19 protein-coding genes are annotated in these 23,961 nt (G+C 70.9%); 16 read left to right on the top strand and 3 right to left on the bottom strand.

Annotated features, from left to right (window positions below):
* Positions 1-135: 135 nt before the first annotated feature.
* The 7 genes from ACFULQ_RS10760 to ACFULQ_RS10730 all read left to right on the top strand — a co-directional run bounded on the left by ACFULQ_RS10760 (position 136) and on the right by ACFULQ_RS10730 (position 6,617).
* Positions 136-948 (top strand): hypothetical protein, encoded by an 813-nt coding sequence (locus tag ACFULQ_RS10760; RefSeq protein ID WP_383541099.1) that lies wholly within the window; start codon positions 136-138, stop codon positions 946-948.
* Positions 949-1,079: 131 nt separating this feature from the next.
* Complete coding sequence (locus ACFULQ_RS10755) at positions 1,080-2,261, top strand: NAD(P)/FAD-dependent oxidoreductase (RefSeq protein WP_383541097.1); 1,182 nt, start codon at positions 1,080-1,082, stop codon at positions 2,259-2,261.
* Positions 2,258-2,557, top strand: coding sequence for a (2Fe-2S)-binding protein (locus ACFULQ_RS10750; protein ID WP_383541095.1), 300 nt, complete (start codon positions 2,258-2,260; stop codon positions 2,555-2,557). The genes ACFULQ_RS10755 and ACFULQ_RS10750 overlap by 4 nt, the downstream gene beginning before the upstream one ends.
* Positions 2,550-3,947, top strand: coding sequence for an FAD-dependent oxidoreductase (locus ACFULQ_RS10745; protein WP_383541092.1), 1,398 nt, complete (start codon positions 2,550-2,552; stop codon positions 3,945-3,947). The genes ACFULQ_RS10750 and ACFULQ_RS10745 overlap by 8 nt, the downstream gene beginning before the upstream one ends.
* 28 nt (positions 3,948-3,975) lie before the next feature.
* Positions 3,976-4,869 carry a dihydrodipicolinate synthase family protein gene (locus ACFULQ_RS10740; RefSeq protein ID WP_383541090.1) on the top strand — a complete coding sequence of 298 codons (894 nt, stop codon included), beginning with the start codon at positions 3,976-3,978 and terminating at the stop codon, positions 4,867-4,869.
* Between the two features lie 12 nt (positions 4,870-4,881).
* Positions 4,882-5,883 (top strand): proline racemase family protein, encoded by a 1,002-nt coding sequence (locus ACFULQ_RS10735; protein ID WP_383541087.1) that lies wholly within the window; start codon positions 4,882-4,884, stop codon positions 5,881-5,883.
* 56 nt (positions 5,884-5,939) lie between these two features.
* Positions 5,940-6,617 (top strand): GntR family transcriptional regulator, encoded by a 678-nt coding sequence (locus ACFULQ_RS10730; protein ID WP_383541085.1) that lies wholly within the window; start codon positions 5,940-5,942, stop codon positions 6,615-6,617.
* A 155-nt stretch (positions 6,618-6,772) separates the two neighbouring features.
* On the opposite strand, the gene ACFULQ_RS10725 is transcribed toward ACFULQ_RS10730, so the two are convergent.
* The 3 genes from ACFULQ_RS10725 to ACFULQ_RS10715 all read right to left on the bottom strand — a co-directional run bounded on the left by ACFULQ_RS10725 (position 6,773) and on the right by ACFULQ_RS10715 (position 11,105).
* Complete coding sequence (locus ACFULQ_RS10725; protein ID WP_383541083.1) at positions 6,773-8,242, bottom strand: cellulose binding domain-containing protein; 1,470 nt, start codon at positions 8,240-8,242, stop codon at positions 6,773-6,775.
* A 398-nt stretch (positions 8,243-8,640) separates the two neighbouring features.
* Entirely contained in the window at positions 8,641-9,963 is a 1,323-nt protein-coding gene (locus ACFULQ_RS10720) for a radical SAM protein (RefSeq protein WP_383541080.1), read from the bottom strand.
* 134 nt (positions 9,964-10,097) lie between these two features.
* Positions 10,098-11,105: a hydroxyacid dehydrogenase gene (locus tag ACFULQ_RS10715; RefSeq protein WP_383541078.1), complete on the bottom strand. Its 1,008-nt coding sequence runs from the start codon at positions 11,103-11,105 to the stop codon at positions 10,098-10,100.
* Positions 11,106-11,213: 108 nt separating this feature from the next.
* Between ACFULQ_RS10715 and ACFULQ_RS10710 the strand changes: the two genes are divergently transcribed.
* From ACFULQ_RS10710 to ACFULQ_RS10670, 9 genes are all read left to right on the top strand, one after another.
* The gene (locus ACFULQ_RS10710; protein ID WP_383541075.1) at positions 11,214-12,467 is read left to right on the top strand and encodes an FAD-binding protein; all 1,254 of its coding nucleotides are present in this window, start codon (positions 11,214-11,216) and stop codon (positions 12,465-12,467) included.
* 117 nt (positions 12,468-12,584) lie between these two features.
* Positions 12,585-13,835, top strand: coding sequence for an ROK family transcriptional regulator (locus ACFULQ_RS10705; protein ID WP_383541072.1), 1,251 nt, complete (start codon positions 12,585-12,587; stop codon positions 13,833-13,835).
* Positions 13,836-13,870: 35 nt separating this feature from the next.
* Positions 13,871-15,715: a glycoside hydrolase gene (locus ACFULQ_RS10700; RefSeq protein WP_383541069.1), complete on the top strand. Its 1,845-nt coding sequence runs from the start codon at positions 13,871-13,873 to the stop codon at positions 15,713-15,715.
* A gap of 229 nt (positions 15,716-15,944) precedes the next feature.
* On the top strand, positions 15,945-17,210 hold the full coding sequence (locus ACFULQ_RS10695; protein ID WP_383541066.1) for an ABC transporter substrate-binding protein: 1,266 nt from the start codon (positions 15,945-15,947) through the stop codon (positions 17,208-17,210).
* A gap of 20 nt (positions 17,211-17,230) precedes the next feature.
* Positions 17,231-18,199 carry a carbohydrate ABC transporter permease gene (locus tag ACFULQ_RS10690; RefSeq protein WP_383541063.1) on the top strand — a complete coding sequence of 323 codons (969 nt, stop codon included), beginning with the start codon at positions 17,231-17,233 and terminating at the stop codon, positions 18,197-18,199.
* Entirely contained in the window at positions 18,196-19,062 is an 867-nt protein-coding gene (locus ACFULQ_RS10685) for a carbohydrate ABC transporter permease (protein WP_383541061.1), read from the top strand. The genes ACFULQ_RS10690 and ACFULQ_RS10685 overlap by 4 nt, the downstream gene beginning before the upstream one ends.
* Positions 19,063-19,095: 33 nt before the next feature.
* The gene (locus ACFULQ_RS10680; RefSeq protein WP_383541060.1) at positions 19,096-21,984 is read left to right on the top strand and encodes a glycoside hydrolase family 2 TIM barrel-domain containing protein; all 2,889 of its coding nucleotides are present in this window, start codon (positions 19,096-19,098) and stop codon (positions 21,982-21,984) included.
* A 161-nt stretch (positions 21,985-22,145) separates the two neighbouring features.
* On the top strand, positions 22,146-23,153 hold the full coding sequence (locus ACFULQ_RS10675; protein ID WP_383541057.1) for an ATP-binding cassette domain-containing protein: 1,008 nt from the start codon (positions 22,146-22,148) through the stop codon (positions 23,151-23,153).
* A 1-nt stretch (position 23,154) separates the two neighbouring features.
* Entirely contained in the window at positions 23,155-23,958 is an 804-nt protein-coding gene (locus tag ACFULQ_RS10670; protein ID WP_383541054.1) for an ABC transporter permease, read from the top strand.
* The last annotated feature ends 3 nt before the right edge of the window (positions 23,959-23,961 follow it).

The following is a 23,961-nucleotide window of genomic DNA, read 5'->3' as shown; positions in this document are numbered from 1 at the left end:
GCGGTTCCGTGTGCGCCACGGGTTTTCTCGTCACCGCGTACTCACTCGAACAGCCCTGTGCGCTGGTCGTACGGGAGCGGTCGCTGTGGCATGGAAGGCACCGGAAGGCATCGCCCACGTCCAGGAGACCTCGTGATGACCCAGCGTCCGCCCCGCCCCGTCCGTGTGCTCGCCTCGGCCCTGGCGGCCGGTGCCCTGTTGACGACAGCCGCCTGTTCGGACGGTGACGACGGCGGGTCGGGCAGCGCGGACACCACGCGGATCTCCTCCTCGCCGCTCGCCCAGGAGTCCCCGGCCGCGCTCACGGCGGCCGGGGCGCGGGCCGCGCTGGTGACGGAGGCGGACCTGGAGGGCGACTGGGACCAGGTGAAGGACGCGTCCACCTGGCACGACAGCCTGCTGGTCGGCAAGGTCGACGTGGCCGACTTCCTCACCGCGAAGGCGGACGCGGCCGACTGCCAGAAACTCCTCGACGCGCTCTACAGCGACGACCTTCTGGGCAAGCCGTCCGGCGCGTCCGCGCTGACCGGCTTCGAGGAGGGCGACTCCCGGCTGCTGTACCAGGTCGCCGCCTACGACAGGGCGGCGCTGGACGACTCGCTGAACTGGCTGGAGAACCTGCCGGTCGAGTGCGACCAGTTCACGGCCACGGACAGCTCGGGCGGCAAGCGCACGGTCCAGGTGACCGAGAGCTCGCTGCCCAAGGAGGGCGACGCCCGGCAGGGGCTGCGCGTCACCGTGCAGGGCACCTCGGGCGGCGCGCCCACCACCCTCACCCTCGATGTGGCGGCCGTGCGGGTCGGCACGGACGCGATCACCATCACCAACGGCGGCCTCGACGGCGCCGACAGCGACAGCACCAAGACCGCCGTCGAGCTGGGCACGGCACGTCTGAAGGTGGTCCAGGCGGGCGGGACACCGTCCGCGGATCCGGCCGAGATCGAGTGATCGGGGCGGGGGCGGGGGGGGACCCGCCGGTCGTCCGTGGTGACCCCTGCTCCCGCCGCCGCCGCGCCACACCGCCACCTGCGGCATTCGCGGGTGTTCCCCAAGCCGGCGGTATGTGACATAGTACTGGCGTGAGCAAGCGACTGACCTGCGATGTCGTGGTCGTCGGAGCCGGGATGGTGGGCGCGGCCTGTGCTCTGTACGCCGCCCGTGCGGGTCTCGACGTGATCGTCGTCGACCGTGGCCCGGTGGCTGGCGGCACGACCGGTGCCGGTGAGGGCAATCTCCTGGTCTCCGACAAGGAACCGGGCCCCGAGCTCGAACTCGCCCTGCTGTCGGCCCGGTTGTGGACGGAGCTGGCGGTGGAGGTCGGCGGGGCCGTCGAGTACGAGCGCAAGGGCGGTGTGGTCGTCGCCGCCACCCCCGACGGTCTCGGAGCCCTGGAGAAGCTCGCGACCGGGCAGCGGTCCGCCGGAGTGGAGGCGGTGCGGGTGGCCGCCGACCGACTCCACGACCTGGAGCCCCACTTGGCGCCCGGCCTCGCGGGCGGTGTGCTGTATCCCCAGGACGCCCAGGTCATGCCGACGCTGGCCGCGGCTCATCTCCTACGGGCGTCGGGTGCCCGTCTGTTCACCGGTGCGACCGTGACCGGGGTGCCGCGCGACGCGGGCGGCACCGTGCGCGGGGTGCGGACCGACCGGGGGGAGATCCACGCCCCGTACGTCGTCAACGCCGCCGGGACCTGGGGAGCGGAGCTGGCCGCCCTGGCGGGAACGAGCCTCCCGGTGCTCCCCCGCCGCGGCTTCGTCCTCGTCACCGAGCCGCTCCCCCGCCTGGTCCGCCACAAGGTGTACGCCGCCGACTACGTGGCCGACGTGGCCAGCGACTCGGCGGCTCTTCAGACCTCGCCGGTGGTGGAGGGGACCGCGGCCGGACCGGTCCTCATCGGCGCGACCCGTGAACGCGTCGGCTTCGACCGGTCGTTGTCGCTGCCCGCACTGCGGGCGCTGGCGGCCGGTGCGACCCGGCTGTTCCCGTTCCTTGAGCGGGTGCACGCGATGCGGACCTACCTGGGTTTCCGGCCGTACATGCCGGACCATCTGCCGGCGATCGGGCCCGACCCCCGGGTGCCGGGGCTGTTCCACGCGTGCGGGCACGAGGGCGCCGGCATCGGACTGTCCACGGGGACCGGGCAGTTGATCACCCAGGTGCTGACCGGTCGGACTCCCGAACTCGATCTCGCGCCCTTCCGTCCCGACCGGTTCTCCGACTCGGACGACTCGGACGACTCTGCCGTGGAGGAGGCCTCGTGAACCCCCTGGAGCTGGTGCGCGCCGAGCCCGGCCCCGCCTTCACCGTCACGCTCGACGGGCGGGAGATCGAGGCCCTGCCCGGCCAGACGGTCGCCGCCGCGCTGTGGACGGCAGGCGTCACCTCCTGGCGCAGCACCCGGGGCGAGGGCAGCCCGCGCGGGCTCTTCTGCGGCATCGGCGTCTGCTTCGACTGCCTGGTGACCGTCAACGACCGCCCGAACCAACGGGCTTGTCTGCTGCCCCTGCGTCCGGGCGACACGATCCGCACCCAGGAAGGGACGGGCCACGATGAGTGAGGCGACCCTGGCGGTGATCGGCGCGGGCCCGGCGGGACTCGCGGCCGCTCTCGCGGCGGCCGCGCGCGGCATCCACGTCACCCTGATCGACTCGGCCACGGAGGCGGGCGGGCAGTTCTACCGGCAGCCCGCGGCCGGCCTGGGCGCCCGTCGCCCGCAGGCGCTGCACCACCAGTGGCGCACCTGGGAGCGCCTGCGGGACGGGCTGCACAGCCACGAACAGGCGGGCCGGGTACTCCACTTGACGGACCATCACGTCTGGTTCGTCGAACGCCAGGGCTCCGCCGGCCTCACCGTGCACGCCCTGCTCGGTCCCGAGCAGGAGGAGCCGGCCGAGGTGCGCGCCGATGCCGTCCTCCTCGCCACCGGCGGCTACGAGAAGGTGCTGCCCTTCCCCGGCTGGACCCTGCCCGGTGTCGTCACGGCGGGCGGGGCGCAGGCCATGCTCAAGGGCGGGCTCGTGCTGCCCGGCCGTACCGTGGTCGTCGCGGGGACCGGACCCCTGCTGCTGCCCGTGGCCGCCGGGCTCGCCACGGCGGGCGCGACGGTCGCCGCGCTGGTGGACTCGGCCGCTCCCGGTGCGTTCGTACGACGGTCCCGGGCGCTGGCGGCCCACCCTGGCAAGGTCGCCGAAGGGGCCCGGTACGCGGGGCAGTTGGCCCGGCACCGGGTCCGCACCCTGCTCCACCACACCGTCGTGGAGGCGCACGGCACCGAGCGGCTGGAGGCGGTCACGGTCGCGGCGCTCGACCGGGACGGGCGGGTGCGCCCGGACACCCGGCGGCGCCTCGTCTGCGACACCCTCGCCGTGGGCCACGGCATGCTGCCGCACACCGACCTCGCCGACGCGCTCGGCTGCCGGGTCGACGGGATGGCCGTCCACGTGGACGACGAGCAGCGCACCGATGTGCCGGGCGTGTGGGCGGCGGGCGAGACCACGGGGATCGGCGGCTCCGCCCTCGCGCTCGCCGAGGGGCACATCGCCGGACGCTCGATCGCCGCGCGGCTCGCCGGCCGGGAGCCGGATCCGCGGGGGTGGGCGGCCGCCGCGCGGGCCCGGGAGAGGCTGCGCGCGTTCTTCGCCGCCGTCGACTCCGTGTACGCGCCACCCGCGCACTGGGCCGAGCAGGTCACCGACGAGACGGTGGTGTGCCGGTGCGAGGAGGTGCCGGCCGGAGCGGTGCGGGAGGCGGTCCGCGAGCTGGGGGCCGGTGATCTGCGGACCGTGAAGCTGCTGACGCGGGCCGGGATGGGCTGGTGCCAGGGCCGGATGTGCGGACCCGGGGTCGCCGGAGTCGCCGGGTGCCCGGAGACGGCCGGACGCAGACCGTTCGCGCGGCCGGTGCCGCTGGGGGTGCTGGCGCGGGCCGGGGAGAACGACAGCCGATGACATGTCACACCCCATGGAGGGAAACCGTATGACCACCGACCGTCGCCCCTGGCGCGGAGTCCTCGTCGCCACCGCGCTCCCGCTGAACGACGACCTGTCCGTGAACTACGAGAAGTACGCCGAGCACTGCGCCTGGCTGGTCGAGAACGGCTGCGACGGTGTCGTGCCGAACGGCTCCCTCGGCGAGTACCAGGTGCTCACCCCCGAGGAGCGCGCCAGGGTCGTCGAGACGGCCGTGGCCGCCATCGGCGGTGAGCGGGTCATGCCGGGGGTGGCCGCGTACGGCTCGGCGGAGTCCCGTCGCTGGGCCGAGCAGGCGCGCGACGCGGGCTGCGCGTCGGTGATGCTGCTGCCGCCCAACGCCTACCGCGCCGACGAGCGGGCCGTGCTCGCCCACTACGCCGAGGTCGCGAAGGCCGGGCTGCCGATCGTCGCGTACAACAACCCCATCGACACCAAGGTCGACCTCGTGCCGGAGCTGCTCGCCACGCTCCACGGCGAGGGGTTCATCCAGGGTGTGAAGGAGTTCTCGGGAGACGTCCGCCGGGCCTACCGGCTCGCCGAACTCGCCCCGGACCTCGACCTGTTGATCGGCGCGGACGACGTCCTGCTGGAGCTCGCCATCGCGGGTGCCAAGGGCTGGGTGGCCGGCTACCCGAACGCCCTGCCGAAGTCCTCGGTCGAGCTGTACCGTGCCGCGACCGGCGGCGATCTCGACACCGCCCTGCCGCTCTACCGCCGGCTGCATCCGCTGCTGCGCTGGGACTCCCGGGTCGAGTTCGTGCAGGCGATCAAGCTGTCCATGGACATCGCGGGCCGGCCCGGCGGTGTCTGCCGCCCGCCGCGGGTGCCGCTGCTTCCCGACCAGGAGGCCGCGGTCCGGGCGGCCACCGAGAAGGCCCTCGCGGCCGGACTGGCATGAGGAAGGCGGACCATGCGCAGCAGACTCGTCCTGCACGCCGTCGACTCGCACACCGAGGGCATGCCCACCCGCGTGATCACCGGCGGGATCGGGACCATCCCCGGCGCGACCATGAACGAGCGGCGGCTGTACTTCCGTGAGCACCGCGACGACATCAAGCAGCTGCTGATGAACGAGCCGCGCGGACACTCCGCGATGAGCGGTGCGATCCTCCAGCCGCCGACCCGCCCGGACTGCGACTGGGGCGTGGTCTACATCGAGGTCTCCGGATATCTGCCGATGTGCGGCCACGGCACGATCGGGGTGGCGACCGTGCTGGTGGAGACGGGCATGGTGGAGGTGGTGGAGCCGGTCACCACGATCCGTCTCGACACCCCGGCCGGCCTGGTCGTCGCCGAGGTCGCGGTGGAGGACGGCAGAGCGAAGGCGGTCACTCTGCAGAACGTCCCGTCCTTCTCGGTCGGTCTGGACCGCAAGGCCGCCCTGGCCGACGGGCGGACGGTGACGTACGACCTGGCGTACGGCGGCAACTTCTACGCCATCCTGCCGCTGGAGCAGTTCGGGCTGCCCTTCGACCGCGCCCGCAAGGACGACATCCTGAAGGCGGGACTGTCCCTCATGGAGGCGATCAACGCCGAGGAGGAGCCGGTGCACCCGGAGGATCCGTCCATCCGCGGCTGCCACCACGTCCACCTCATCGCCCCCGGCGCCACCGCCCGGCACTCACGGCACGCCATGGCCATCCACCCCGGCTGGTTCGACCGCTCCCCCTGCGGCACCGGCACCAGTGCGCGCATGGCCCAGCTGCACGCCCGCGGTGAACTCCCCCTGCACACCGAGTTCGTGAACGAGTCCTTCATCGGGACGCGGTTCACCGGCCGGCTGCTCGGTACGACCGAGGTCGCGGGGCGCCCGGCGGTCCTGCCCAGCTTCACCGGCCGGGCCTGGATCACCGGCACGGCCCAGTACCTGCTCGACCCGACGGATCCGTTCCCGGCCGGGTTCGTGCTCTGAGCCCGCGATAATGAGCCGTGTCACGTGACATGGCACCAGCCCTAGGAGACGAGCTCATGGCAGCCCAGCCCACCGGCGCTCCCGACCTGCCCGTCCTGGGCGGCAAGAAGAGCAGTTACCGGGAGCGGGTCGCGGACGCCCTGCGGGCCGCCCTGATCGCGGGCGAGCTGCTGCCGGGCCAGGTGTACTCGGCGCCCGCGCTCGCCACCCGCTTCGGTGTCTCGGCGACGCCGGTCCGCGAGGCCATGCTGGACCTCGCTAAGGAGGGGCTGGTCGACACGGTCCCCAACAAGGGTTTCCGGGTCACGGCGGTCTCCGAGCAGCAGCTCGACGAGTACACCCACATCCGCTCACTCATCGAGATCCCCACGGTGGTGGAGCTGGCCACGACCGCCGACCCCGTCTCGCTGGAAGCGCTGCGGCCGGCCGCGCGCGAGATCGTGCAGGCGGCGGTGGCGGGTGACCTCATCGCCTACGTCGAGGCCGACACCCGCTTCCACCTCGGCCTGCTCGCCCTCGCGGGCAACGCGCACCTGGTCGAGGTGGTCCGGGACCTCCGCAAGCGGTCCCGCCTGTACGGACTCACTCCGCTGGTCAAGTCGGGGCGGCTGCTGGCGTCGGCCGAGGAACACCTGGAGCTGCTCGACGCGTTGGTCGCCCGCGACGAGGGGGCGGTGCGGGCTGTGATGACGCGGCATATCGGGCATGTGCGGGGGTTGTGGGCGGCGCGGTAGGGGGTGCCGGGTGCGGTTGTGCGGCGGGTGCGGGTGCGTTGTGGCTGGTCGCGCGCCCCTGAGTGGGTGCAGACGAGGCATGCCTAGCTGTACCCACCTTGTCTGGGGGCGCGGGGAACTGCGCGACCAGCCCCCACCGGCCCGCAGCCGCCGAACTACCCCTTGACGCAAGCGTGTCCGTTGAGCGAGAAGTCGTACGCCGGGGCGTTCTTGCCCTGCCAGGACGCGTTGAAGCCGAGGGAGAGCGAACCGCCCGCGGGGACGGACCTGTTGTAGTCGGTTGCCGTAGCCGTGACCTTGGAACCGCTCTGGCTGTGGTGCGCGTCCCACATCTGCGTCACCTCCTGCCCGTCCTTGAAGGACCACGTGACCCGCCAGTCGCTGAGCGCCTCGGTGGTGGTGACGGTCACGGTGGCCTGGAAGCCGTCGGGCCACTGGTTCACAAGGGAGTAGTCCACCTCGCAGGACGGCGCCGCGCTCTCGCTGGGCTCCGGTTCCGCCGCGCCGCCGGACGTGGTGCCCTGGGGCTCCGGGTCGGACTTCTTCGTGGTCGAGGAGGGGGTGGGCGTCGAGCTCGGCGAGGGCTCCGCCGAACCGGGCGCCCGAGAGGTGGCGGCGGGGATCGAGACGGTCGGGTTGGCCACCGGCTGGCCGTCGGCGGGGGTGCCGGTGCCGGGCCTGGCGGTGTCGTTCTTCATGTCGCCGCCCGGCATCATCGAGACGGCGAGGGCGAGCAGGGAGACCAGGACGGCCGCGACGAGCAGGCCGTTGCGGACGACCTTCGCCTTGTTCGTGCCGGAGGCCGGGGGCCCGCTCTCCAGCTCCGGGCGCCGGGCGCCCAGCCGCACCTCGGCGGCGCGGCGACGGCGTTCCAGATAGGCGAGGCCGCCCCAGCCGATGACCCCGCCGGCCAGCGCCGCGGGCAGTCCGCCGCCGTGCAGCCGCAGACAGGCGGCGGCCTCCGCGCACTGCTGGCAGCGCGCGAGATGGCGGGAGAGGTCCTCCGGGGTCTCGCCGGAGGTGGACCGGGTGACCGCGTCCAGCAGCCGGGCGTAGCTGCGGCACGGCGCGTCCATCGGCGAGTCGAGGTGGTTGCGGTTGCTGCGGTCGCGGAACAGACCGCGCACCTGGGCGAGTTCGTCGCCGACGGTGGCGGGGTCGAGGCCGAGTCGCCGGGCCACGACGGGCAGCGGGAGCGCCTCCACCTCGGCCAGCCACAGCAGTTCGGCGTCCGCCGCCTGGAGGTCGCGCAGTCCGCGCAGGGCGATCGGGCGCTGGAGCGGCGGGCCGGTGTAGCGGGCGGCCTTGTCGGAGTGGAGCCACAGCCGCAGGTCGGGGTCGAGGCGGTGGCCGAGGCCCTGGGTCTCCCAGTCCGCCGCGGTGGTGCGAACGGCGGTGAGCAGCAGGGGTATTCGGGGCAGTCGGACCAGGCGGCGGCCCACGCCGCGGACGGCGGCCTCCGCCTCACGGGCCTCGCGCATCCCGAGGGAGAATGCCTCCGTGGCCAGATCGGTGGCGGCGGTGGAGCCGGCCGTGCACAGATCGGCGTACGACAGCACGGCATCCCAGCACTCGGAGAACAGCGCGGCCTCGGCGGCGTCCTGGGGGGTCGGCAGGTCGGGCATGGGTCTCCTGCATCGAAAGCGAGGTCAACTCGCCAGACTGGCAAAGGAGTTGGGGGGAACCTCGCGGCAGGACAGGAGCCTTTCACGTCTCCCACACAACTGACAAGCAGGCTATTCAAATCTGGTGACCGAGAGCCAGGACCCCTCACCCAGGACACACCTCGACGAAGGGTTCCGGCCAGGAATACGGGCGCGGGGCCGAAACGTATCAACCCGCTCCGGGAATTGCAGCCACCCCAGGCAATTCAGTGGCCCCTCAGGACTCAGCCGCCCCGGCGGAACCGTCGGCTCACGACACTCCTGACGTCAGAAGCGGGGGCGTCCGTGGCCGCCGACCGCCACGAACGCCCCCGCTCCTGCGCGCACTTGCGCCGAGGCCTCACACCTCGGCCGTCCCTTCACACCCCGGCCGTCTCCGGGGCCTCCGGCAGACTGTCCATGAAGGAGCTCACGGAGAACACCGCGCGGCCGGGGCCGGGAGGGCCGTAGCCGGGCGGGGAGGACAGCCCGAAGTCGTCCATCGTCTGGCGGTAGGCCTGGAGGAGCCGGATGTGGTACTCCAGCGGCGCGCCCTGCGGGTTGGCCTTGCCGAGGGGGGTCGTGGGCTCCGGGCACCACGTGGTGAAGCGGGGCGTGATGCCGTTCGACATGAAGAAGCGCAGGCCCTCGGTCGTGGAGGCGATCGCCTCGTCGACCGTCTTGAAGCCGAACGGCTCGGCCATCTCCACGCCCGCCACGAAGTTGGGGATCACATTGCGCGCCCCGAAGACGTCCGCCGAGTCCAGGATCCGCTTGTGCCACTCGTCCCGGCCGACGTACCGCTCCTTGCCCGGGCAGTACATCTTGAAGAGGTACTCGTCCCACACCTCGTAGTTGGGGTGGTAGATCTGCACGCCGTAGTCCTTGAACCGCTGCACGTCGTCCTTCGGCAGCGCCTGGGCCACCACCTTGCCGATCCAGCGGTTCGGGAAGTGCTCCTCGATGGCCTTGGCGTACATGCCGTAGAAGTCGGCCTCGTCCCGGCCCTGGAGCTTGGAGGTGATGGCGCCGCCGGTGAGGGTGTAGGCGGTCGACGCCTTGGCCGTGTCGTAGCGGTCGATGATCTCCAGGGCTTCCAGGACCTCGTCGACGTCCTTGACCCCGGTGTACGGCCGCCCGGCCGCCTTGTGCTGGCGCCAGTTGTGGTTGATGTCGCAGTACTGGCACTCCTCCTTGGCGCCGAAGTACTGGCAGACCCGGAAGACGGTCAGGTAGATCAGGTAGCCCCACTGGATCGTCGGGGCGACCTCCATGACGGACTTCCCGCTGGAGAGCTTGTGCCGGTAGTACTCCGGCATCGGCGGCACACCCACGTCGGCGATCCGCCTGCCGTCGAGGTAGAGCCCGAGCATGCCGGAGTCGTCGGCGGCCACGCGGTACGGCGAGGCCGGGTTCACCCGCACCGAGACGACGGTCCTGCGCAGGTCGTAGGGCCCGCCGGTGAGGATGATCTCCTCCGGGGGCCGGCGCAGCGCGGCCTCGCCCAGTTCCGGCAGGGTGCCGTGGTCGAAGGAGAAGATGAAGTACGACTTCGGCTTCACCTCACCGGACTCGTTGTCGCTGAGGGCGGACGGGTCGAAGGCCACGCCACCCCGCAACAGGTCCTCCTTGAAGACGGCTTCCCGCGGAACCTGCGGGAACCGCTCCATCAGATCCTCGACCAGCGCGGTACGGCTGCCCATCCCGTGTTCTCCTCCCGGATCGGACGTCTGACTCCTCACGTTATGCCTTCGGTGCGGGAGCCACGGAACGGGGGGCCTCCATGGCGAGCGATATGTGGGTGTATGGGTGGATTAGAGCGCCTGAACGCGTTCTGTCAGGCCGTCCGCCCCAGCTCGGTCTCCCTCACCGGATGCGCCACCGGCTCCCCCGCCGCCACCCGCCGCGCCTCCGCTACGACGGCCTCGCCCAGCCTGGCCAGCTCGTTGCCCTGGGAGCCCGCGAGGTGGGGGGTGACGAAGACATTGGGGAGGCCCAGCAGTGGGGAGTCCGCGGGCAGCGGCTCCGGGTCGGTGACGTCGAGGATCGCGGAGAGGCGGCCGGTGCGCAGTTCCGCGAGGAGGGCGTCGTGGTCCACCAGCGATCCGCGCGCGGTGTTGAGCAGGACGGCCCCGTCGGGCATCAGGGCCAGCTCGCGGCGGCCCAGCAGATGGCGGGTCTCCGGGGTCTCGGGGGCGTGCACGCTGACGATCTCGGAGGTCCGCAGCAGCTCGTCCAGCGGCAGCAGCGGCACGCCCAGGGCCGCGGCGCCCGCCTCGTCGACGTAGGGGTCGCTGAGGACCGGCCGCAGGTCGAAGGGGCGCAGCAGCTCGATCACCCGGCGCCCGATCCGGGACGCCCCGATCACCCCGACCCGCCGCCCGTGGTTGCCGATGCCCGGCACGACCCCCCAGCCCGCAGCCGGCCGCCCGGCCCGCAGCTGCTCCCGGCGCAGGAAGACGTCCTTCCCGGCGAGCAGGATCATCGCGAGCGTGTACTCGGCGACGGGCAGGGCGTTGGCCTCGGCGGCCGAGGAGACGGCGATGCCGCGCCGCCAGACCTCGGGCGTGGCGAAGCCCTTGACCGAGCCGGCCGCGTGCAGGACGGCCCGCAGTTTCGGGGCCGCGTCGAGGGCGGCCGCGTCCAGACGGGGACAGCCCCAGCCGGTCACGAGGATCTCGGTGCGGGCCAGCGCGTCGGCGAGCGCCGGGTCGGTGAGGTCCTCGGCCACCAGCCCCGGATCGATGTCCAGGGTCTCCCGCAGCCGCGCCAGCACCTCGGGCGGGAAGACGAGGGGCACGTTCTCGGCGGTCATGGCGAACAGCGCGCGGGGTCGCTCGGACAAGGTGGTGGGCCTCCAGACCTGCCGAAAGGTTGTAGAAAACGCTCTCCACGGTAGGTCTCGGCAAATGAGAGGGTCAACGCATACACACTCTCGGGAGGAACGACGGACATGTCGGAGACGATCACCAACTGGGCGGGGAACATCACCTACTCCGCCAAGGAGCTGCACCGGCCGGTCTCACTGGACGCGACCCGCGCCCTCGTCACGGCGAGCACCCGGGTGCGGGTGCTGGGCAGCGGGCACTCCTTCAACGAGATCGCCGATCCGGGCGCCGACGGTGTGCTGCTCTCGATCGCCGACCTGCCGCCGGTGATCGACGTGGACACCGCGGCCCGTACCGTACGGGTCTCGGGCGGCGTCCGCTACGCCGAGCTCGCCCGCGCGGTGCACGCCCACGGCCTCGCGCTGCCCAACATGGCCTCGCTGCCGCACATCTCGGTGGCCGGCTCGGTGGCGACCGGCACCCATGGCTCGGGCGTCGGCAACGGCCCGCTGGCCTCGGCCGTGCGTGAGGTGGAGCTGGTCACGGCGGACGGCTCCACGCTGACCGTCGGCCGGGAGGACGAGCGGTTCGGCGGTGCCGTCACCTCCCTCGGCGCCCTCGGTGTCGTCACCGCGCTCACCCTGGACCTGGTGCCGTCCTTCGACGTCGAGCAGTACGTGTTCACCGAACTCCCCCTCGCCCAACTGGACTCGGCGGCCTTCGGAGCGGTCATGTCGGCGGCGTACAGCGTCAGCCTGTTCACCGACTGGCGGGAGCCCGGCTTCCGGCAGGTGTGGGTCAAGCGGCGGACCGACCAGCCGCTCGCGGACTTCCCGTGGGCCGTGCCCGCCACCGAGAAGATGCACCCGGTGCCGGGGATGCCCGCGGTCAACTGCACCGAGCAGTCGGGGGTGCCGGGGCCCTGGCACGACCGACTGCCGCACTTCCGGGCCGAGTTCACGCCGAGCAGCGGGGCGGAGCTCCAGTCGGAGTACCTGCTGCCGCGCGGGCACGCCCTGGACGCGCTGCACGCGGTCGACGGCATTCGGGAGACCGTCGCCGGGGTGCTCCAGATCTGCGAGGTGCGGACCGTGGCCGCCGACGAGCAGTGGCTGAGCCCCTCCTACGGGCGGGACACCGTGGCGCTGCACTTCACGTGGATCGAGGACACCGCGGCCGTGCTGCCGGTGGTGCGCCGCCTGGAGGAGGCGCTGGACCCGTTCGACGCCCGCCCGCACTGGGGGAAGGTCTTCACCACGCCGGCGGAGGTGCTGCGCGAGCGCTACCCGCGGCTCGGCGATTTCCGGAAGCTGGCGCGCGAGCTGGATCCCGGGGCAAAATTCGCCAACGCCTTCGTCCGGGCCGTACTCGCCGACTGACTTTGTCAAACCCCTTTCCTAACCCCTTGTACAAAGTCCCCCGCAGCCCATAGCCTTGCGCCGCGCCGGTGCCGCTGTCGTCCCGGGCTGAGCTGAGGGGATGGGGGTCGGGTCCAGGTGAAGCGCACATCACGTGACATCCGCACGGCGAACCGCTACGAGGTGCTGCGCCAGATCATCGCCGAGTCGCCCACCTCCCGGCAGGAGCTGGCGGCGGCCACCGGGCTGAGCCTGGCCACCGTCGCCACGCTCGTGGGGGAGCTGCTCGACCTGCGCATGATCACGGAGGTCGGGTTCGAGGAGTCGGCGGGCGGGCGCCCCCGGGGACTCGTGGCCGTCAACGCGTCGGGGGGCGCGTTGATCGGCGTGGACATCGCGGAGACCTACGTCCATGTCGAGCTGTTCGACCTCGCGCTGAACGTCCTGGCCCGCGCCGAGGAGGACGTCCGCCCCGGCGAGAGCCTCCCCGAGCAGGTGGTCGCGCATGTCGCCGCCGCCGTCGGCTCGGTGGTCGCGCAGGCCGGGGTCGAGGGCGCCCGGGTGCTCGGCGTCGGCGTCAGCGTGCCGGGGCAGGTGGACCGCGCGACCGGCATCTCCGAGTACGCGCCCAACTGGGACTGGCACGACGTGCCGCTGCTCGACCTGCTCTCCGAGTACATCGCCTACCCGCTGTACCTGGACAACCCGCTGCGCGCCTCCGCGGTGGCCGAGCTGTGGTTCGGGGCCGCGCGCGGCCGGGTGAACGCCGTGGTGGTCAACCTCGGGACCGGCGTGGGCGCCGGACTGATCCTGGGCGGCGGGCTGCACCGCGGTGTCTCCAACAGCGCGGGCGAGTGGGGCCACAACACGATCGTCCTGGACGGACGCCTGTGCCGGTGCGGCAACCACGGCTGTGTGGAGTCGTACGTCGGCGCGCCCGGGATCATGCTGAACCTGCGGGAGCTGAGCCCCGACAGCGAACTGCTGCACCCGGGCGACCAGACGGCGACCGTCGCCGCGCTCGCCCGGGGGATGCTCACCCGGGACCCGGTGGCGGTCGAGGTGGTCCGGCACACCGCGCGCTACCTCGGCGCCTCCATCGCGCACCTGGTCAACCTGTTCAACCCCGAGGTGGTCGTGCTCGCCAGCTGGGTCGCGGCCGCGCTCGGCGAGCCCCTGGTCGAGGAGGTGCGCGAGGCCGTCGCCCGGCACGCGCTGCCCCGGCCGATGGCCGCCACCGAGATCGTCCTCTCCCCGATCCCCACGGACCCGGTGTGCCTGGGCGCGGCGACGTTCGCGCTCGAAGGGGCGCTCCAGTCGGTCGGGCAGAGGTCCGCCGGCAAGCGCACCACCCCGGTGAAGAGCAAGGCGCACCACGCTCGCCAGTAGCAGTACACAGCACCGCCTTCACGACGACGGAAGGGATGCACGTGACTCACCCCCACCGCAGGAGATCGGCCCTGCTGACAGCCGCAGCCGCGCTCGCTGTCACCGGTCCCCTGATATCCGCCCCGCCCGCCTCGGCCGCCACCCCCACGGTGGCCGAGGTGTCCCCCCACGCGGCCCAGACCATCGACAACATCGGTGCGTCGGGCGCCTGGTGGGTCAACGACCTGAAGAACTTCGACCCCGCGGTCCAGGCCCGGGTGGCGAAGCTGCTGTTCTCCAAGGACGGCCTGGCGCTGAGCAGTTACCGCTACAACATCGGCGGTGGCGGCACCGGAGTGACCTACGCGCCGCGCGCCCCCGAGGACTTCCTGAACGACGACGGGTCGTACGACTGGAGCAGGGACAAGGCGGGCCGGACGTTCCTGTACGCGGCCGCCCGGTACGGGGTCAAGGACCTGATCGCCTTCGTCAACAGCGCGCCGGCGCGGTGGAAGACCAACGGCCTGAGCTGCGGCGGCTATCTGAAGGCGGAGAACACCGAGGACTACGCCGACTACGTCGCCGACGTCACCGACCACTTCGCCGAACAGGGCGTGAAGTTCGACTACGTCAGCCCCTTCAACGAGCCGACCAACAGCTTCGGCGACTGCGGTCAGGAGGGCATGCTGGTCCCGGTCGACCAACGCGACGACATCGTGCGGGCGTTGGGCGCAGAGCAGCGGGCCCGGCAGCAGCGGACCGGCATCATCGCGGACGAGTCCAGCTCCACGGTGAACTTCAACACCGAAGTGCCGCAGTGGATCTCACAGCCGGACACCGCCCAGTACGTCGACAGGCTCGCCCACCACACGTACAACAACCCGGGCGACGACCAGCGCGCGAAGGTCTACGAGACGTCGAGGTCGGTCGGCAAGCGGTCCTGGTCCACGGAGATCTGCTGCTTCGGCAACGGCGGCACGGGCTGGGCGCAGGAGTACGACCCCACGATCGACGGTGGTCTGAACCTGTCCCGGATCATCCACAAGGACTTCGCGACCGCGCACGACTCGGCGTTCCAGTGGTGGGTCGCCCTCTCGGAGATGATCGGCAGCGATCCGCTCGTCCGCAACAGCGAGGGCTGGAACGACGGCCTGATCTACTACGACCCGGACTACGCCACCAACGGCAACCAGACCCTGTACTTCACCAAGCGCTACTACGCGCTGGGCCAGTACAGCAAGTTCGTCCGGCCGGGCGCGGTCGCCCACAACGTGACCGGGGTGCCGGCCGGCGTCGAGGTGTCGAGCTACGACGACCACGGCAGGTGGGTCGTGGTGGTCAACAACCACAACACCACCGCCACCGACCTGAGCCTGCGTTTCCACAGCAAGGCGCCGGTGCGCGCGAGCAAGGCCGTGCGGACCTCGGCGACCGAGAGCTGGGCGAACGTCACCAGGCCCGCGGTCCAGGACGGCACGGCGTCGGCGACCCTGCCGCCCCGGTCCATCACGACGTACGTCCTCGACCAGAAGGGCCACGGCACTTCGGCGGTCACCGGCGCGCTCCAGGGCAGGCAGTCCGGCAAGTGCCTGACCGCCGACTCCTCCGGGGCGGCGATCAGCAGCTGCACGGGCGGGCCCGAGCAGATGTGGTCGTACGACGCGAAGGGCCGTCTGAAGGGCGTGAACGGCTATCTGACGGCGGGGAGTTCGGGGCTCGTGACGAGCCCGGAGCCCACCCGTGACGGCAGCCTGCGATGGCTGCTGAACTCCAACGGCCAGGTCGTCAGCGAGGCGTCCGGCCAGTGCCTGGACGTCGGCGGACAGGCCACCGCCGACGGCAGCAAGGTCGGCCTGTGGACCTGCAACGGCGGAGCCAACCAGGCCTGGTCCCAGCAGTAACTCATCCCGTCCGCAAAGGGTTGCGGGCCGCTGGTGCGGCGGCCCGCTCCCCCGTTCGTCCGGTATCCCGAACGTTCCACAACGCTTCGAACAGACTTCGTCCAACCCCTTGCCGAAGCCTTAGCCGAAGGTTAACGTCCCGCACCGCAGGTCCATTTGAGCCACCTGGCACTGAGCCGCAGAGCCAAGGCGCAGAGCCGCAAGCCGTATTCGAGACAAGGACGTCAGCATGTCGGCAATGAGCAGCACCAACTGGAACCGTCGTAACGTGATGAAGGCCGCGATGGGTCTGGCCGCCGCCGGCGGACTGGCCGCGTGCGGCGGGAACAACGGCCGTGGGGGCGGCTCCGGTTCGGGCACCGCGCTCACCCAGTACTTCCACGCCTACGGCGAGGCGGGCACCGAGCAGGCCATCAAGAAGTACGCGGCCGCGTACAAGAAGGCCGACGTGAGCACCAACTGGATCACGGGCAACAACTTCGAGTCCGCGCTGTTCGCCGCCCTGCTCACCAAGAAGGCGCCCGACGTCTTCGAGTTCCACCCGCAGCTCCAGCTCGTCAAGAGCGGCCAGGTGGCGGACCTGACGGACCTGATCGACCCGGTCAAGGCCGACTTCAACCCGAACGACATCAAGTCCCACACGGTCGACGGGAAGATCTACGGAATACGGATGATCGACGACCCGCAGTTCTTCTACTACCGCAAGTCGATGTTCGAGAAGGCCAAGGTCGAGGTCCCGACCACGCTCGACGAGCTGCTCGAGGCGGCCGCGAAGCTCACCACCAACAAGGTCAAGGGCGTCTTCCTCGGCAACGACTTCACCGCGGTCCAGAACCCCATCATCTGGTCCGCCGGCGCCGACACCATCAACGAGAAGAACGAGATCGCCTACCACACGGACGGCGTCGTCGAGGGCCTCAAGCAGCTCCGCAAGCTGTTCACCAGCGGCAACGTCCTCCTCGACGCCCCCACCGACTTCTGGGACCCCTCCTCGCTCAACCAGGGCCTGTGCGCCATCCAGTGGGGCGGCATGTGGTCCATGCCGGCCATGCAGCAGGCGCTCGGCGACGACCTCGGCATCTTCCCCTTCCCGAAGATCGGCTCCGCGGGCAAGCAGTCCGTCTACAACGGCGGTTGGTCGATCTTCGTCAACGCCAAGGGCAAGAACGTCGAGGCGGCCAAGGAATACGTCAAGTGGCTGTGGATCGACCAGACGCAGTACCAGGAGGACTGGGCCACCTCGTACGGCTTCCACATCCCGCCGCGCACCTCGATCGCCGAGAAGGCGACCAAGCTCAAGACCGGCCTGCCCGCCGAGGGCGTGAAGCTCTTCACCGACTACGGCCACTTCGACAACATCGCCTACGACCAGACGATGCAGACCGCGTTCGCCGAGGTCATCTCGTCCTCCGTCCGCAAGAGCGGCGACCCGGAGGCGGCGCTCGACACCTGCGACAAGAAGGTCAACGTCGAGCTCAAGAAGCTGTTCGGTTAGGCCGCCGGGAAGACCACGTCATGTCGACCACCACCACGCGCGGGGTCGCCCAGCCCGCCCCGGCCAAGGCCTCCCCGGCCCGGCCGCGGCGGGGCCTGCGGGGCAACGCGACCGTCAACTTCTGGCTCTTCACCGGGCCGTTCCTCATCGGCCTGGTGATCTTCGTCTTCGTTCCGATCTTCTGGAGCGTCTGGCTCAGCTTCTTCGACGCCAGGTACACCGTCACACCGAGCAAGTTCGTCGGCTTCGAGAACTACACGCAGATCCTGACCAACAGCGAGTTCCCCGACTCCCTGCTGACCTTCACGGTGTTCGCCGCGTTCATCGTGCCGACCACGTGGGCGCTGTCGCTGGGGCTCGCGCTGCTGGTCAACCGGCTGCGGTTCATGCGCGCGTTCTTCCGCTCGGTGTTCTTCCTGCCGACCGCCGTCTCCTACGTGGCCGCCGCGCTGATCTGGAAGATGTCCATCTTCAGCGGTGTCCGCTTCGGCCTCATGAACACCGTCCTCGGCTGGTTCGGCGTCGACAACATCGCCTACCTGGCCAACCCCAGCCCGCCCTGGTACTGGCTGGTCATCGTGACCCTGCGGCTGTGGATCCAGTCCGGGTTCTACATGATCCTGTTCCTGGCCGCGCTCCAGAACATCCCGGGCGAGCTGTACGAGGCCGCCGCCATCGACGGCGCCAAGCCGGGCTGGCAGACCTTCCGGTACATCACGCTGCCGCAGCTGCGGGCCACCTCGACCGCCGTGATCCTGCTGCTGCTCATCGCGGCCTACCAGGCGTTCGACGAGTTCTTCAACATCATCGGGCAGAAGGCGACCTGGGCCCAGACCCCGCTCATGGAGCTCTACAAGACCGCCCTCGGCACCAGCCAGGACTACGGCGCGGGCAGCGCCGGCGCGGTCATCCTGTCGCTGCTCATCTGCCTCGTCACCCTGATCCAGGGCAAGTTCATGGGCTTCGGAAGGGGGGAGGACTCCAAGTGACCACCACCACTCCTCCGGCCGGCAAGCGGCGCGAGAAGGGCCGGGGCGTCTTCGGCAACACGGGGCTCTACATCGCCGTAGGCGTCGCCGCCCTGCTGTTCCTGATCCCCTTCTACCTGATCTTCCGCAACTCCCTGTCCACGGACCCGGAGATCACCGGCGAGAACTGGAAGCTGCTGCCCTCCTTCCAGTGGGGCAACATCTCCGAGCTGTTCGACGACCCCACGGTCGACTTCGGCCGCTCGATGGTGAACTCGCTGGTCGTCGCCGTCCTGACCACCCTGGGCACCCTCCTGGTCTGCTCGCTGGCCGGCTACGGCCTCGCCCGCATCCCCTACCGGCACGCCAACAAGGTCTTCTACGCCGTCCTCGCGACCCTGATGGTCCCGACGGCCGTGACCTTCGTCCCGAGCTTCGTCCTGGTCTCCTCCCTGGGCTGGGTGGACACCTATCGCGGCCTGATCATCCCGGGTCTGTTCAGCGGTTTCACCTGCTTCCTGTTCCGGCAGTACTTCCTCGGCTTCCCCAAGGAACTGGAGGAGGCGGCACGGGTGGACGGGCTCGGCTACTGGGGCGCGTACTGGCGGATCGTCGTACCCAACTCGCTGAACTTCTTCGCGGCCATCGCCACGATCACGTTCATCAGCGCCTGGAACTCCTTCCTGTGGCCCCTGGTCATCGGCCAGGACCCCAGCTCGTGGACGGTCCAGATCGCGCTCTCCTCCTTCATGACCAACCAGACCGTCAACTTCCACCTGATCTTCATGGCCACGGCCATTTCCATCCTGCCCCTGGTGTTCGTGTTCCTCTTCCTCCAGCGCTGGCTGGTCCAGGGGATCGCGCAGACCGGCATCAAGGGCTGAGGCCGCCCCCTCTCTCTCAAGACCTGGAGACCGATGTCTTTCCGCACGACCCCGGCCGTCGACTACGTCGAGGACGTCTCCCCCGGCAGCGGGGCCCTCCCGCCGCGCGCCTGGTACGCCGCCTCCGACGCGAAGACCCTGTCCCTCGACGGCACTTGGCGCCTGCGCCTGTCGGCGACCGCCGACGCCGAGGACGACTCCTTCGCCGAGGAGGGATACGACGCCGCCGGCTGGGCCGAGGTCACGGTCCCCGGGCACTGGGTCCTCCAGGGCGACGGCGCCTTCGGGCTGCCGATCTACACCAACCACCTCTACCCCTTCCCGGTCGACCCGCCGCACGTCCCCACCGAGAACCCGACCGGTGACCACCTGCGGGTCTTCGACCTGCCGGAGGACTGGCCCTCCGACGGCGGCGCCGTCATCCGGTTCGACGGCGTGGAGTCCTGCGCCCGGGTGTGGCTCAACGGCACGGACATCGGCGAGTTCAAGGGCTCGCGCCTCGCGCACGAGTTCGCCGTGGGCCAGCTGCTGAAGCCGAAGGGCAACGTCCTCGCGGTCCGCGTGCACCAGTGGTCGGCCGGCTCCTACCTGGAGGACCAGGACCAGTGGTGGCTGCCCGGCATCTTCCGTGAGGTGACCCTGCTGCACCGCCCGGCGGGCAGCGCCCTCGACTTCTTCGTGCACGCCTCCTACGACCACCTCACGGGCGAGGGCACCCTGCGCGTCGACTCCGACGTCGACGGCCGGGTGCTCGTGCCCTCCCTCGACATCGATGTCGCGACCGGTGAGTCCGTCACCGCCCTGGTGGCGCCGTGGAGCGCCGAGAGCCCCCGGCTCTACGACGGCGAACTGGTCACCGAGGGCGAGCGGATCCCGCTCAGGATCGGCTTCCGCACGGTCGCGCTCGAGGACGGCCTGATCAAGGTCAACGGCAGGGCGATCCTGTTCAAGGGCGTCAACCGGCACGAGTGGCACCCGGAGAAGGGCCGCACCCTCGACCTCGCGACCATGCGCGAGGACGTGCTGCTGATGAAGCGGCACAACATCAACGCCGTGCGCACCTCGCACTACCCGCCGCACCCCGCCTTCCTGGACCTGTGCGACGAGTACGGCCTGTGGGTCGTCGACGAGTGCGACCTGGAGACCCACGGATTCACCGAGCAGGAGTGGCGGGACAACCCCGTCGACGACGACCGCTGGACCCCGGCCCTCCTGGACCGCGCCGCCCGCATGGTCGAGCGGGACAAGAACCACCCCTCGATCGTCTTCTGGTCGCTGGGCAACGAGGCCGGCACCGGCCGCGGCCTGACCGCGATGGCCGAGTGGATCCACGGACGCGACGCCTCGCGCCTGGTGCACTACGAGGGCGACTGGAACTGCCGGGACACCGACGTCTACTCCCGCATGTACGCCGACCACGCCGAGGTCGAGCAGATCGGCAGAAAGCTGGACGGCGGCACCCTCGGGCGCCGCGAACTGCCGTTCATCCAGTGCGAGTACGGCCACGCCATGGGCAACGGCCCCGGCGGCATCGCCGACTACCAGGAGCTCTTCGAGAGGTACGACCGTCTCCAGGGCGGCTTCATCTGGGAGTGGATCGACCACGGCATCACCCACCCGGAGCTGGGCTACGCCTACGGCGGCGACTTCGGCGAGGAGCTGCACGACGGCAACTTCGTCTGCGACGGCCTGGTCTTCCCGGACCGCACGCCGTCCCCCGGGCTCGTCGAGTACAAGAAGGTCATCGAGCCCGTCCGCATCGAGGGCGCCGACGGCACCGTACGCGTCACCAACAAGTACGACTTCGCCGACCTGTCCGCCCTCGCGTTCGAGTGGTCGTACCAGGTGGAGGGCGAGACGGTCGAGGCGGGCACGCTGGCGGTGCCGTCGCTGCAACCCGGTGAGTCCGCGGAGCTGAAGCTTCCGGAGCCGCCCGCGCACGCCTCCGCGGAGGCGCAGTGGACCGTACGGGCGCTCCTGGCGGCCGACACCGACTGGGCGCCGAAGGACCACGTGATCGCGTGGGGACAGTTCCCGGCCTCTTCGCGCGTACGGCCCTCCGTCGCGCCCTCCGCCCGGCCGGAGCGCGGCGAGCGGCTGATCACCCTCGGCCCGGCCGCCTTCGACGCGCGGACCGGTGCGCTGAGGACGATCGGCGGGGTCGCCGTCGAGAACCCGCGTCTGGACGTGTGGCGGGCGACGACGGACAACGACGACGGCACCGAGTGGAAGTCCGGGCTGCGCTACAGCACGCTGTGGCGGACCCTGGGCCTGCACCGGATGCGGCACCGCCTGGTCGGGGTGGAGCTGGAGTCCCGGGCCCTGGTGGTCCGTACCCGGGTGGCGCCCGCGGCCCGTGAAGTGGGCCTGGCCGCCGAGTACCGCTGGACCTCGGACGGCTCGCGGCTGAAGCTGACCGTGTCCGTGACGCCCGAGGGTCAGTGGACGGTGCCGCTGCCGCGGCTCGGCGTCCGGCTCGGGCTGTCCGCGGCGGACTCCGCCGCCGACTCCGCGGTCGACGAGGTCACGTGGTTCGGCGGTGGTCCCGGCGAGGCGTACCCGGACACCCGGGCGGCCTCCCTGGTCGGCCGCTGGAGCGCGACCGTGGACGGGCTCCAGACGCCGTATCTGCGCCCGCAGGAGAACGGCGCCCGCGCCGACGTGCGCTGGGTTGAGCTCGGCGGCCTCAGGATCGAGGGCGACCCGGAGTTCTCCTTCGCGGCCCGGCGCTGGACGACCGAACAGCTGGACGCGGCGACGCACCTGACCGACCTCGTCGCCGGGGACACGGTGTGGGTCAGCCTGGACCACCGCCACCACGGCATCGGTACGGCGTCGTGCGGTCCGGGTGTGCTGCCGCGGTACCAGCTGCTCGCCGAGCCGGCGGAGTTCTCGTTCGTCTTCTCGGAGGTCTCCGGCTGACCTCCGGCCGACCTGTGGGTGATCGATTAGTCCAACTCATCAACCGATTAATCCATTGCCCGATTGATCGACATTCTGGGACGGTCATGGTGTTCCCGCGGCCGGTCGGCCCTCCAAGCCGGCCGGCCGCAGCTCTTGTTCCCAGCAAGGGAGTCCACAGCGTGACCGGAAGCATCGAGGTCCGCGGCCTGTCCCGCACCTTCCACACCACCGTCCGCCGCCCCGGCCTCGCCGGCACCCTGCGCTCCCTGGTCAACCCCGAGCGGGTCGCCAAGCACGCGGTCTCGGACATCACCTTCGACGTGGCGCCCGGCGAACTCCTCGCCCTGCTCGGCCCGAACGGCGCGGGCAAGTCCACCACCATCAAGATGCTCACCGGCATCCTCACGCCCACCTCCGGCGAGGCCCGGGTGGCGGGCGTGGTGCCGTACCAGGAACGCGAACGCAACGCCCGTAACATCGGCGCGGTCTTCGGCCAGCGCACCCAGCTGTGGTGGGACCTGCCGGTGCGGGAGTCCTTCTCGATCCTCCGGGACATCTACGAGGTGCCGAGGGCCGAACACGCCGCGCGTCTCGCGGAGTTCGACGCCATCCTGGAGCTGTCCACCTTCTGGGACACCCGGGTCCGCCATCTCTCGCTCGGCCAGCGGGTGCGCTGCGACCTGGCGGCCGCGCTGCTGCACGACCCGCCGGTGGTCTTCCTCGACGAGCCGACCATCGGCATGGACGTGGTGGTCAAGGAGCAGGTGCGGGAGTTCCTGCGCCACCAGGTGGAGGAGCGGGGCCGTACCGTCCTGCTGACCACCCATGACATGACCGAGGTGGAGCGGCTCGCCGAGCGGGTCGTCCTGATCAACCACGGCCGGCTCGTCCTCGACGGCAGCCTCGACGAGATCCGCCGCAAGTTCGGCTCGACCTGGCAGGTCAGGGCGACGCTCGCGGACGCGCACGCGGAGGTCTCGCCGCTGCACGGGATCGTCGTACTGAAGAAGGACGGACCGCAGGTGGTCTTCGGGCCCGACGGACCGGACTCCCCCACCGTGCACCAGGCGCTGAAGGCGGTCATCGAGCGGTACGAGGTGACGGGCGTCGCCATCGACGAGGCCGACCTGGAGGACGTGATGCGGGCCGCGTACGTGCACGCCGAGCCGGCCGCGGAGGGGGTCTGACATGGCCGTCCTGCACGCCTGGCGGGCCGCCCGCGTCACCCCGCTCGGAGAACTGCACGCACCGCCACGGATGACCGCCGTCCTGGTCCGCCTGGTCGTCCAGGTGATCCTCGTGGCGTCCCTGTGGCACGGCCTGTACGCGCACGCCGGCACCACCGCGGGCCTCGCCGAGGGCCAGGCGGTGACGTACGCCGTCCTCGCCGTACTCGCCTCCCGGCTGCGGGAGTTGGACCAGTACGCGGGCCGCGACACCGTGCTCCAGCACATGCACTTCGGCACGATCGTCTACTGGTACCTGCGCCCGCTGCCGCCGCAGCGCTATCACGCCCTGCGGGCCCTGGGCGAGCAGGTGTACGGGTTCGCCTGGGCCGTGGGGGGCTATCTGGTCTGTCTCGCGGCGGGGGTGGTGGACCCGCCCAAGTCGGCAGCCGTGGCAGGGGTGTTCGCGCTCAGTCTGCTCCTGGGCCAGGTGGTCCTCTACAACGTCATGCTGCTCCTGGACCAGTTGTGCTTCTGGACGGTCCGCAACAACGCGGCGATGCTCATCCTGATCTTCGCGCAGAACCTGCTGTCCGGGGTGTACGCGCCGCTGTGGTTCTTCCCGGACTGGTTCATCACGCTGAGCGGATTCCTGCCGTTCCAGGCGACGTTGAGCGTGCCGCTGTCGATCTACATAGGCCGCATCCCGCTGTCGGACGCCGGCGAGCAGCTGGCGATCCAGGCCGGCTGGGTCGTGGTGCTCACCCTGTTCACCCGTTTTCTGTGGCGGCGGGCCGCCCGTCGTGTCATCTCCCAGGGAGGCTGAGGC

Source organism: Streptomyces sp. NPDC057253, from assembly GCF_042669125.1.
Taxonomy (GTDB): domain Bacteria; phylum Actinomycetota; class Actinomycetes; order Streptomycetales; family Streptomycetaceae; genus Streptomyces.
This window is presented reverse-complemented; position numbering and strand designations above follow the sequence as displayed.

Excerpts from the sequence above, each read along its gene's own strand:
- ACFULQ_RS10760 (WP_383541099.1), top strand. The coding sequence starts at position 136 with ATGACCCAGCGTCCGCCCCGCCCCGTCCGTGTGCTCGCCTCGGCCCTG.
- ACFULQ_RS10745 (WP_383541092.1), top strand. The coding sequence starts at position 2,550 with ATGAGTGAGGCGACCCTGGCGGTGATCGGCGCGGGCCCGGCGGGACTC.
- ACFULQ_RS10740 (WP_383541090.1), top strand. The coding sequence starts at position 3,976 with ATGACCACCGACCGTCGCCCCTGGCGCGGAGTCCTCGTCGCCACCGCG.
- ACFULQ_RS10735 (WP_383541087.1), top strand. The coding sequence starts at position 4,882 with ATGCGCAGCAGACTCGTCCTGCACGCCGTCGACTCGCACACCGAGGGC.
- ACFULQ_RS10730 (WP_383541085.1), top strand. The coding sequence starts at position 5,940 with ATGGCAGCCCAGCCCACCGGCGCTCCCGACCTGCCCGTCCTGGGCGGC.
- ACFULQ_RS10725 (WP_383541083.1), bottom strand. The coding sequence starts at position 8,242 with ATGCCCGACCTGCCGACCCCCCAGGACGCCGCCGAGGCCGCGCTGTTC.
- ACFULQ_RS10720 (WP_383541080.1), bottom strand. The coding sequence starts at position 9,963 with ATGGGCAGCCGTACCGCGCTGGTCGAGGATCTGATGGAGCGGTTCCCG.
- ACFULQ_RS10710 (WP_383541075.1), top strand. The coding sequence starts at position 11,214 with ATGTCGGAGACGATCACCAACTGGGCGGGGAACATCACCTACTCCGCC.
- ACFULQ_RS10700 (WP_383541069.1), top strand. The coding sequence starts at position 13,871 with ATGCACGTGACTCACCCCCACCGCAGGAGATCGGCCCTGCTGACAGCC.
- ACFULQ_RS10695 (WP_383541066.1), top strand. The coding sequence starts at position 15,945 with ATGTCGGCAATGAGCAGCACCAACTGGAACCGTCGTAACGTGATGAAG.
- ACFULQ_RS10690 (WP_383541063.1), top strand. The coding sequence starts at position 17,231 with ATGTCGACCACCACCACGCGCGGGGTCGCCCAGCCCGCCCCGGCCAAG.
- ACFULQ_RS10680 (WP_383541060.1), top strand. The coding sequence starts at position 19,096 with ATGTCTTTCCGCACGACCCCGGCCGTCGACTACGTCGAGGACGTCTCC.
- ACFULQ_RS10670 (WP_383541054.1), top strand. The coding sequence starts at position 23,155 with ATGGCCGTCCTGCACGCCTGGCGGGCCGCCCGCGTCACCCCGCTCGGA.